This window comes from Roseateles sp., from assembly GCF_036486225.1.
Taxonomy (GTDB): domain Bacteria; phylum Pseudomonadota; class Gammaproteobacteria; order Burkholderiales; family Burkholderiaceae_C; genus Roseateles.
Genome location: NZ_DASVNZ010000162.1, coordinates 37,061 through 46,839, shown reverse-complemented (window position 1 = coordinate 46,839; position 9,779 = coordinate 37,061). Strand labels below are relative to the sequence as shown.

At 66.4% G+C, this 9,779-nt stretch carries 10 protein-coding genes; 4 read left to right on the top strand and 6 right to left on the bottom strand.

Annotated features, from left to right (window positions below; genetic code table 11):
• Positions 1-83 precede the first annotated feature (83 nt).
• From minE to minC, 3 genes are read right to left on the bottom strand one after another with little or no spacing between them, the layout of a single operon-like run.
• Complete coding sequence (gene minE, locus VF536_RS11405) at positions 84-347, bottom strand: cell division topological specificity factor MinE (protein ID WP_088403459.1); 264 nt, start codon at positions 345-347, stop codon at positions 84-86.
• Positions 348-364: 17 nt separating this feature from the next.
• Positions 365-1,177: a septum site-determining protein MinD gene (minD, locus tag VF536_RS11400; protein ID WP_297526444.1), complete on the bottom strand. Its 813-nt coding sequence runs from the start codon at positions 1,175-1,177 to the stop codon at positions 365-367.
• Between the two features lie 47 nt (positions 1,178-1,224).
• Positions 1,225-2,169, bottom strand: a complete 945-nt coding sequence (minC, locus tag VF536_RS11395) for a septum site-determining protein MinC (RefSeq protein WP_331614963.1) — start codon at positions 2,167-2,169, stop codon at positions 1,225-1,227.
• A gap of 987 nt (positions 2,170-3,156) precedes the next feature.
• Between minC and VF536_RS11390 the strand changes: the two genes are divergently transcribed.
• The 4 genes from VF536_RS11390 (at position 3,157) to VF536_RS11375 (ending at position 7,449) form a co-directional block, all read left to right on the top strand.
• The gene (locus VF536_RS11390) at positions 3,157-4,149 is read left to right on the top strand and encodes a bile acid:sodium symporter family protein (RefSeq protein ID WP_331614962.1); all 993 of its coding nucleotides are present in this window, start codon (positions 3,157-3,159) and stop codon (positions 4,147-4,149) included.
• Between the two features lie 54 nt (positions 4,150-4,203).
• Positions 4,204-6,249 (top strand): methionine--tRNA ligase, encoded by a 2,046-nt coding sequence (metG, locus tag VF536_RS11385; RefSeq protein WP_331614961.1) that lies wholly within the window; start codon positions 4,204-4,206, stop codon positions 6,247-6,249.
• Positions 6,250-6,319: 70 nt separating this feature from the next.
• Positions 6,320-6,523 (top strand): DUF3460 family protein, encoded by a 204-nt coding sequence (locus tag VF536_RS11380; protein WP_331614960.1) that lies wholly within the window; start codon positions 6,320-6,322, stop codon positions 6,521-6,523.
• A gap of 83 nt (positions 6,524-6,606) precedes the next feature.
• Positions 6,607-7,449, top strand: a complete 843-nt coding sequence (locus VF536_RS11375) for a ScpA family protein (protein ID WP_331614964.1) — start codon at positions 6,607-6,609, stop codon at positions 7,447-7,449.
• 78 nt (positions 7,450-7,527) lie between these two features.
• Here VF536_RS11375 and VF536_RS11370 read toward each other — a convergent pair whose 3' ends face one another.
• From VF536_RS11370 to VF536_RS11360, 3 genes are all read right to left on the bottom strand, one after another.
• Positions 7,528-8,268, bottom strand: coding sequence for a response regulator transcription factor (locus tag VF536_RS11370; RefSeq protein WP_331614959.1), 741 nt, complete (start codon positions 8,266-8,268; stop codon positions 7,528-7,530).
• Positions 8,269-8,599: 331 nt separating this feature from the next.
• Positions 8,600-9,052: a MaoC family dehydratase gene (locus VF536_RS11365; RefSeq protein WP_331614958.1), complete on the bottom strand. Its 453-nt coding sequence runs from the start codon at positions 9,050-9,052 to the stop codon at positions 8,600-8,602.
• 63 nt (positions 9,053-9,115) lie between these two features.
• Positions 9,116-9,766, bottom strand: coding sequence for a ParA family protein (locus tag VF536_RS11360; protein ID WP_331614957.1), 651 nt, complete (start codon positions 9,764-9,766; stop codon positions 9,116-9,118).
• Positions 9,767-9,779 lie beyond the last annotated feature (13 nt).

Here is a 9,779-nt window from a genome sequence, read left to right as displayed (position 1 = left end):
CCTCGCGGCCGGCCCCCCGGCGCCCGCAGCCTCCGGATCGAGGACTACTCAGAGGCGGAGTGCGGGGAGTGGGTGCGGTGGGGTCAGAGCTTGCGGCCTTCCGGCAACTCGATCTTGACCTCCAGGACTTCGAGGTCGTCCTGGCGTTCCATGTGGACCTTGATGTCGTCCGGGTTGATGGAGACGTACTTCGAGATGACCGCGAGCAGCTCGCGCTGCAGTTGCGGCAGGTAGTCGGGGCTCGCGCCACGACCGTTGCGTTCATGGGCGAGGATCAGCTGCAGGCGCTCCTTGGCGACGCTGGCGGTGCTTTTCTTCTCGCCCAGGAAGAAGGACATGAATCCCATGGTCTCTCCCTCGGGTGTCAGCGGCTGAACAGACGCTTGAAGAAGCCCGGCTTCACGGCCTCGACGAAACGCATCGGCTTGTCCTCGCCCAGGAAGCGGGCGATGACGTCGGCGTAGGCCTCGGCAACATCCGTTCCCTTCATGTGGATCGCCGGCAGACCCTGGTTGGACGCCTGCAGCACCACTTCGCTTTCCGGGATCACGCCGATCAGCGGCGTGCGCAGGATCTCGTGGATGTCCTCGAGCGACAGCATCTGTCCGCCCTCGACCCGGTTGGGGTTGTAGCGCGTGATCAGCAGGTGCTCCTTGACGGGCTCCTTGCCTTCGATCGCGCGTTTGGTCTTGCTGTTGAGCATGCCCAGGATGCGGTCGCTGTCGCGCACCGAGGAGACCTCGGGGTTGGTCACGACCAGCGCCTCGTCGGCGTAGTGCATGGCCATCAGCGCGCCCGTCTCGATGCCGGCCGGCGAGTCGCAGACGATGAAGTCGAACTCCATCGCCTTGAGTTCTTCCAGCACACGCTCGACGCCTTCCTGCTTCAGCGCGTCCTTGTCGCGCGTCTGCGAGGCGGCCAGGATGAACAGCTTGTCCAGCTGCTTGTCCTTGATCAGCGCCTGGCTGAGCTTGATCTCGTCGTTGATGACGTTGATCAGGTCGTACACGACGCGGCGCTCGCAGCCCATGATCAGGTCGAGGTTGCGCAGGCCGACGTCGAAGTCGATGACCGCGGTCTTGTAGCCGCGCATCGCGAGGCCGGTGGCAAAGCTGGCACTGGTGGTGGTCTTGCCGACGCCGCCCTTGCCGGAAGTCACCACAACGATCTTGGTCATGGGGCTAGGTCCTTTTTCAGAGTGTCTGGTTGGGAGGATCCGCGGGCTCAGACGCCCAGCGGCTCCATCAGCAGTTTTTCGCCGTCCAGGCGGACCTGCGCGGCCTTGCCGCGCACGTTGTCCGGCAGCGGGTTTTCGCTGGTGCGGTAGATGCCGGCGATGGCGATCAGCTCGGCCTCGAGCTGCTGCGCGAAGATGCGCGCGTCCGTGTTGCCGCGCGCGCCCGCGATCGCCTTGCCGCGCAGCGGCGCGTAGACATGGATGCTGCCGTCGGCGATGACTTCGGCGCCGTGGTTCACCGCCGCCAGCACCACGAGGTCGGCGCCCTTGGCGTAGACCTGCTGGCCGGAGCGCAGCGGCTTGTCGACGTAGACGGTCTTGGCCTCCGTCGGCACCGGCACTTCCACCGGACGCTCGACGATGACTTCCTTGATGACCTGCTGGACGACCTTTTCGACGCGCGGTTCGCGCGGTTCACGTGCATCGCGTTCGGCACGCACCGGCTGGTCGGGCGCCTCGGCCAGACCCAGTTCGGCCGCCTGCGCGAGTTCCGCCGCGTTCGCGCCGATCACGCCCACCGGCTGCAGCCGGTGACGACGCAGCAGCGGCAGCACGGCGGCGATGTCCACGCGGGCAACGGGTTCGAGGGTGTCGACGACGGCGGGCGCCTCGGCTTCCAGGCTCAATTGGCCCTGACCGTCGGCGGGCGGAATCGGTTCCCCGCCCTGCCCCGTCGACCCGGCCCCATCCGCGGCATCGTCCGCCGACACGGCCGCCGGCAGCTGACTCAGGTCCAGCAGCAGCGGATCGTGGTGGAACGCGTCGGGCGTCTCGCCCAGCTTGGCCTGGAGCTCCGCGTCGAGCGCGGCCGGATCGGCCGTCTTCAGGACGAAAGCGAGCAGGCTCAGCGAGGCGCTCTTCAGTTCAAAAAGTTCCGGCGTCTTGCCGGCGGACGATCGCCCGGATGAATTGCCCGCCACTGCCTGCGTCATGAAAGAAATGAGGAATGCGTTTGCAAAGTCGCGGATTTTAGCGGTGCGCGAAGGCCTCCCTTTAGGGGCCTGCCCAGCCCGCGCGCCCCCGAAAGCCATCAGGCCCCTGTCGCGGGCTTGTCATGTCGCGCCCGCGCATCGTCATGAACCGGTCGCGGATCGCTCGTGGATCGGTCGAGGATTGCCTCATTTTCGAGCAAACCACCGGAATACCGCTCGTGACAAGCACTTGCAAGCGTGATCGCCAGGTGACACACATGCTTGTCCACAGGAGCGGGGGATAGATCCTCCGTCCGGAGGGAAGACAGCGCTACCGTCCGGTCGCCTCTTCCGGTGTCATCGGAGGGTTGTCAACCCAAAATTCGAGGATGCGGGGCTTGACTTATCCCCATTCAGCCGCTCCACCGGTCTCCCGCACCCCGCTGCTGCATCGCAGCTGCTCGTTTTCCCGGGACGCCGCCAAGTCATTGATTCATATAGCGCGATTTCGCTTGCCCGGAAATGAGGCACGGAACCTCGGGGGTCCGTCGATCAAGGGTTTAGAGCAATCCCCGGCAGGTTTCCCACACAGTTATCCACAGTCTCGGTGGATAGCTTTCCGGGGTCTTTGAAATCAAGCATTTAGCGTCACTCCTTGAACCGCCGGACGAGGTCATCTACCTCTTCAGCGGGATGCCGGAGGGTGTCTGAGCCATGCCACGAACCCGTTGCAGACCCGTCGTCCGTTACAAATACGGTCAGATCTGCCGATCGCCGGTTCGCCCAAGCGTGCGTATGTCGTCATGAACGCACCAGCACGCGTCACGAATCCGACATCCGGGGCGACCAGCGTTTCCCCGGACGGAGAAATCAAGGCGCGGCAAGGCCAATGACAGGTGGGCAAGTCACGGGCCCGATAGAGTTCCGGCCTCGTCCCTGTTTCTCCTGTTTTTCCTGTTTCTCCCGATGGTTGTGACGTGCCGGCCCCGCGCCGGCGAAAGGTTGGCGATGGGTATCCGGTCCTGGTTCCGCAAGGAATGGTTTCTGCTGGCGCTGGTTGGCGCGGTGGCGCTGGCCAGTTTCTGGCCCGACCTCGGCCGCAGCGGCGGCCTGCTGCGGCTGGAGGTGGTCAGCAACTGGGGCGTGGCGCTGGTGTTCTTCCTGACCGGGCTGGGACTGTCCGCCGCCGCGCTGCGCGACGGCGCGCTCAAGTGGAAGGTCCACGTGCTGGTGCAGCTCAGCACCTACGCGCTCTTCCCGCTGCTGTGGTGGGGCTTCAGCGCCCTGTTCGGCCGCTGGCTGCCGCAAGACCTGGCCCTGGGCTTCGCCTACCTCTGCGCGCTGCCGTCGACGATCTCGTCGTCGGTCGCGATGACGGTGCTGGCCAAGGGCAACGTGCCGGCCGCGATCTTCAACGCCAGCGTCTCCAGTCTGCTGGGCATCGTGCTGACGCCGCTGCTGGTCGCGCTGATGGCCGGCACCAGCGGCGCCACCCTGCCCTTCGGCGAGGCGGTCTGGAAACTCACCCAGCTGCTGCTGCTTCCGCTCGTGGCCGGCCAGCTGCTGCGCCCGCTGCTGCTGGGCTTCTACACGCGCTACAAGTCGCGCATCACGCTGATCGACCGCTGGGTGATCATCCTGCTGGTGCTGTCGGCCTTCAGCGACTCGGTGGCCTCGGGCCTGTGGCGCGACCACGGCGCGGAGCTGCTGGTCAAGGCCGCCCTGGGCGCGGCGCTGTTCCTGGCCGCGGTGATCGTGCTGAGCCGCCTGGCGTCACGCGCGATGGGCCTGTCGGTCGAGGACGAGATCGCCGCGGTGTTCTGCGGCTCGAAGAAGACGCTGGCCTCCGGCGTGCCGATGGCCAAGCTGCTGTTCGGCGCGCATCCGGCGGTCGGCGTGATCGTCCTGCCGATCATGTTCTATCACCAGCTGCAGCTGATCCTGTGCTCGTGGCTGGCCCAGCGTTACGCGGCGCGCCCGGCGCCGGTTTCCGGCGCCTAAAATGGTCGGTTCCCCGGGAGTTCCCCGGGGCCCCCCGCAGCCCTGAAAAGCGCCATGACCCGCAAGCTCTTCGTCACCACCGCCCTCCCGTACGCCAATGCGAATTTCCACATTGGCCACATCATGGAGTACACCCAGGCCGACATCTGGGTGCGCTTCCAGCGGATGCAGGGCAGCGAAGTGCACTTCGTCTGTGCCGACGACGCCCACGGCGCGCCGATCATGATCGCGGCCGAGAAGGCCGGGAAGAGCCCGCAGCAGTTCGTCGCCGACATCGCGTCGGGCCGCCAGCAGTACCTGGACGGCTTCCACATCAGCTTCGACAACTGGCACTCCACCGACGGCGCGGAGAACCACGAGCTGTCCAAGGAGATCTACCGCTCGCTGCGCGCCAACGAGCTGATCTCGGTGAAGACCATCGAGCAGTTCTTCGATCCGCAGAAATCGATGTTCCTGCCCGACCGCTTCATCAAGGGCGAGTGCCCGAAGTGCGGCGCGAAGGACCAGTACGGCGACTCCTGCGAGGTCTGCGGCGCGGTCTACACGCCGACCGAGCTGAAGAACCCGTTCTCGGTGCTGACCGGCGCGACGCCGGTGATGAAGAGCTCGGAGCACTACTTCTTCAAGCTGTCCGACCCGCGCTGCGTCGAGTTCCTCGAGCAGTGGACGCAGGCGCCCGGCCGCCTGCAGCCGGAAGTGCTCAACAAGATCAAGGAGTGGTTCACCAAGGACGAGGACGGCAACGGCGGCCTGGGCGACTGGGACATCAGCCGCGACGCGCCCTACTTCGGGATCGAGATCCCCGACGCGCCGGGCAAGTACTTCTACGTCTGGCTGGACGCGCCGATCGGCTACCTCGCCTCGCTGAAGAACTACTTCGGCAAGACCGGCCGCGACTTCGACGCGTTCGTGAAGGACGAGTCCACCGAGCAGATCCATTTCATCGGCAAGGACATCACCTACTTCCACACCCTGTTCTGGCCGGCGATGCTGCACTTCAGCGGCCGCAAGACGCCCAACCACGTGTTCGTGCACGGCTTCCTGACCGTCAACGGCGGCGAGAAGATGTCCAAGAGCCGCGGCACCGGCCTGGATCCGCTGAAGTACCTGTCACTGGGCATGAACCCGGAGTGGCTGCGCTACTACCTCGCCGCCAAGCTCAACAGCAGGGTCGAGGACGTCGACTTCAACCCCGAGGACTTCGTCGCCCGCGTCAACTCGGACCTGGTCGGCAAGTACATCAACATCGCCAGCCGCGCGGCGGGTTTCCTGTCCAAGCGTTTCGGCGGCCAGCTGTCGGCCGACGTGGGCGTCGAGGGCCGCGCGCTGCTGGACGGCCTGCGCGCGCACAAGGGAACGATCGTCGAGCTGTACGAGACCCGGGAGTTCGGCAAGGCGCTGCGCGAGATCATGCTGCTGGCCGACCGCGTCAACGAGTACGTGGACCAGAACAAGCCCTGGGACCTGGCCAAGCTCGAAGGCAAGGACCAGGTGCTGCAGGACGTCTGCACCGTCTGCATCGAGGCCTTCCGCCTGCTGTCGATCTACCTGAAGCCGGTGCTGCCGGCGCTGGTCGCGAAGGTCGAGGCCTTCCTGCAGGTCGCGCCGATGACCTTCGTCGACGCCGACCGCGCGTTGGGCGCGCACAAGATCGGCGGCTACGAGCACCTGATGCAGCGCGTCGATCCGAAGCTGCTGGAAGCGCTGTTCGAACCGCCCGCGCCGCCCAAGGTCGTGCCTGGCGGCGAGGAGCTCGCGCCCGAGATCAAGATCGACGACTTCGCCAAGGTCGACCTGCGCATCGCCAAGATCGTGAAGGCCGAACTGGTCGACGGCTCGGACAAGCTGTTGCGCCTGACGCTGGACGTCGGCGAAGGCCGCCTGCGCAACGTGTTCAGCGGCATCCGCAGCGCCTATCGGCCGGAGCAGCTCGAGGGCAAGCTCACCGTGATGGTCGCCAACCTCGCGCCGCGCAAGATGAAATTCGGCATCTCCGAAGGCATGGTGCTGGCCGCCAGCCACGCGGACGAGAAGGCGAACCCGGGCATCTTCGTGCTCGAACCCTTCCCCGGCGCCCAACCCGGCATGCGTGTGCGCTGAGCCCAGGCTCCGCCGACACCGACCGCCTAGAATCCACCCCAGTTTTCGAACATTCGATCAAGAGACGACCATGCCGCTGTTCTGGAAGAAATACGAATCCGAAGCCACGCAGTTCATCAACGAGCTGAAGGCCAAGAAGCCGACGCTGGAAGCCGAACAGCGCGCCGGCCGCGCCCTGCTGTGGGACCGCGAGCAGGACCGCCAGGCGCAGGCCGGCTACAACGACGCGCGCGTGTCGCAGCAGGCCTACGTCTACCAGACCAAGTCCGAGTGATCTGACGCCGCCGGTCCTGCCGACCTCGCCGCCCGCCCGTCGTTCCCTGCGTGAGCAACGCTGACGACCATCGCGACACCGCCCTGACGCTGCCGGATCCTCCGGCGGATCAGGGCGGCGACGCTTCCACGCCTGAAGCGGTCGACCATGTCGCCGTGGCTCGGCTGTACGGCGAACCGCTGTTCGCCATGCCGCAGGACCTCTACATCCCGCCGGATGCGCTGGAGGTGTTCCTGGAGGCGTTCCAGGGGCCGCTGGACCTGCTGCTGTACCTGATCCGCAAGCAGAACTTCAACATCCTCGACATCCCGCTGGCCGAGGTGACGCGGCAGTACCTGAGCTACGTCGAGCAGCTGCGCAAGCACAACCTCGAGCTGGCCAGCGAGTACCTGCTGATGGCCGCGATGTTGATCGAGATCAAGTCGCGGATGCTGCTGCCGCCCAAGAAGACCGACGACGGCGGCGAGCCCGAAGATCCGCGCGCGGAACTGGTCCGCCGGCTGCTGGAGTATGAGCAGATGAAGCAGGCCGCGATGCGGCTGGACCAGATGCCGGTGCTGGGGCGCGACTTCCTGCGGGCGCAGATCCACATCGAGCAGTCGCTGGCGCCGCGGTTGCCGGATGTCCACGTCGACGACCTGCGCGCCGCCTGGTCGGACCTGATGCGCCGCGCCAAGCTCAACCAGCACCACAAGATCTCGCGCGAGCATCTGTCGGTGCGCGAGTACATGTCGCACCTGCTGCGCCGGCTGCAGGGGCAGCGTTTCGTGGAATTCGAAGACCTGTTCGAGCTGGACAAGGGCACGCAGGTGGTCGTCGTGTCCTTCATCGCGATGCTCGAGCTGGCGCGGGAGCGCCTGGTCGAGATCACGCAGGCGGAAGCCTTTGCGCCGATCTACGTGCGGCTGGCCTACTCGCCCACCTGAGCGTCGACCATGCGAAACGCCGGGGCGAGCCCGGCGTTGTTCCTTGAGCGCGGGCGCAAGCCCTGGCTTCAGCGATCGTCAGCGGAAGGTGGTGAACGCGGCGTTCGGTTGCCGCTGGACCATCTGACCGACGGCCAGCACAGCCTGTGTGCGCGAGCTGACGCCCAGCGCCTTCAGCACCGCGGCGACGTGGTCCTTGATCGTCTCGACCGACACGCCCAGTTCGCGGGCGATGATCTTGTTCGGTTTGCCTTGCAGCAGGAGCGCCAGCACGTCGGTCTGGCGCGGCGTCAGTTGCAGGCTTTCGAGCCCGGCCGTGGTCTGGTAGCCGGCCTGGCTGGCCAGCGCCTGGACCTGATGCAGCTTGGCGCCGTTCGGCGTGGTCTCGGCGATGGCGACCGGTTCCGGTTCCGGCGGCGCGTCCGAGCCCAGCGACATCGGCGGCACGTAGATCCCGCCCGACATCACCAGCTTCAGCGCCTGCGCCAGCACGTCGTTGCCGGTGCGCTTGGGGATGAAGCCCATCGCGCCCTGGTCGATCGCGCGGATCACGTCACTGGCGCGGTCGGAGGCGGAGATCACCACCACCGGCAGCGACGGGTACTGCGCGCGGAATTCTTCCAGCACGTCGAACCCGCTGGCGTCGCCCAGGTTCAGGTCCAGCAGCACCAGATCGAAGTCCTGGCGCGATTTCAGCGTATCGCGCGCCTGAGCCGCGCTGTCGGCGCCCAGCACCTGCACATCTTCTCCCAGACCTTGAATCACAGTCTGCAGCGCGGCCAGGATCAGCGGGTGGTCGTCGATCAGCAAAACCCTCACGGGCGTCTCTCCTTGGATGGTCGGACTGCGACGAGGGGAGCCTCCCCACCGGCCATACCGAATAACTTTCAAACGAAGTCAAGATCATAGGCGGCCACTTCGGGGCGGGCACTCCCCCTTACGGTGGCATCAGAAACAGTAGAAAGTTCTATTGGCAAACTGAGAATTTTGTATTCGCACATCGAGGTATCGGCGTGTGAGGGCCGTCCGTCGAGTGTGTCGACGGATAGATCGCGCGTCGAAAATGATCAAAACGACAGCGTCGGGCGATCGTCGCCCAGGCTCTTCGGCGTCGCCGGTGCGACAGCGGAAGTCGATCAGCGCAGGCCGGTCAGCGGTACTGTCGCGTCAGCGATTCGGCGATGCAGACCGGCTTCCCGCCGGCTTCGCGCTCGACGGTGACCTCGACCATCATCTGCACGCCGCCGTCGACCAGATCCAGGCGCTTGAGCACGAAGCGCCCGCGCAGCCGGCTGCCGACCGGCACCGGCGCCGGGAACCGCACACGGTCCAGGCCGTAGTTGATGCCCATGCGGACCTCCCTCACCCGGAAGGCGGTCTCGTAGAAACGCGGCAGCAGGCTGAGCGTCAGGAAACCGTGCGCGATGGTCGCGCCGAACGGACCTTCGGCGGCGCGCGCCGGGTCGGTGTGGATCCATTGCTGGTCCTCGGTCGCGTCGGCGAAGGCCTGGATCCGCGCCTGATCCACGGCGATCCAGTCGGACACGCCGATCTCCTCCCCCACGAGGGGCGTCAGGTCTTCCAGCTTCTCGAACATCCGCATCCCGGTCTCCTGTCGTTCTGAGGTCTTCAGCGCCGGCAGGCCCCGGGGTGAGTGGGCAAGGGGTCAGTCCTTGCCCGCCTTCACCGGCCGGTCCAGCCAGTCGCAGAGTCGTTGCCACTGTTCCAGATCGCGGGCCACGCGTCCCGGGGCGATGTCCCAGAGCGTCAGCCCGCGCGCGGCCAGCTGCACGTAGTTCTGGGTGTCGCGCAACTCGGCCAGCAGCGGCAGGCCGAGCTGCTCGATGAACTGGTGCAGCTGCTGCTGCGACAGCGTGCCCTCTCGCACCCGCATCGCCACCAGGACGATGTCGGGCCCGCCGGACTTGCCACGATCCTGGGATGCATCTTGCAGCTCCCGGACGAAGTCGTATGTCGCCTGGATGTCAAAGAGGCTGGGCTGCAGCGGGATGACCACGCGGTCCGCCACCTTGAGCGCCTGCGCCAGCTTCTTGCCGTGCAGGCCGGCGGGGGTGTCGAGCACCGCGTGCGACACACCCTTGGGCGTGCGCAGCTGCTCGACCGAGGCCAGTTCCCAGCCGCGGATCGCCGGCAGCGCCGCGGGCCGCTGCCCGAGCCAGCGCGCCGAGGACTGCTGCCGGTCGATGTCGCCCAGCATGACGGCGCGCCCGCGATGGGCCAGGAATCCCGCGATGTTGCTCGCGAGCGTGCTCTTGCCGACCCCGCCCTTGGGGTTGGCGACCAGGATCACCGGCATGGCCTCTCCTCTC

Excerpts from the sequence above, each read along its gene's own strand:
- metG (WP_331614961.1), top strand. The coding sequence starts at position 4,204 with ATGACCCGCAAGCTCTTCGTCACCACCGCCCTCCCGTACGCCAATGCG.
- minD (WP_297526444.1), bottom strand. The coding sequence starts at position 1,177 with ATGACCAAGATCGTTGTGGTGACTTCCGGCAAGGGCGGCGTCGGCAAG.
- VF536_RS11365 (WP_331614958.1), bottom strand. The coding sequence starts at position 9,052 with ATGCGGATGTTCGAGAAGCTGGAAGACCTGACGCCCCTCGTGGGGGAG.
- VF536_RS11380 (WP_331614960.1), top strand. The coding sequence starts at position 6,320 with ATGCCGCTGTTCTGGAAGAAATACGAATCCGAAGCCACGCAGTTCATC.
- minC (WP_331614963.1), bottom strand. The coding sequence starts at position 2,169 with ATGACGCAGGCAGTGGCGGGCAATTCATCCGGGCGATCGTCCGCCGGC.
- minE (WP_088403459.1), bottom strand. The coding sequence starts at position 347 with ATGGGATTCATGTCCTTCTTCCTGGGCGAGAAGAAAAGCACCGCCAGC.
- VF536_RS11360 (WP_331614957.1), bottom strand. The coding sequence starts at position 9,766 with ATGCCGGTGATCCTGGTCGCCAACCCCAAGGGCGGGGTCGGCAAGAGC.
- VF536_RS11390 (WP_331614962.1), top strand. The coding sequence starts at position 3,157 with ATGGGTATCCGGTCCTGGTTCCGCAAGGAATGGTTTCTGCTGGCGCTG.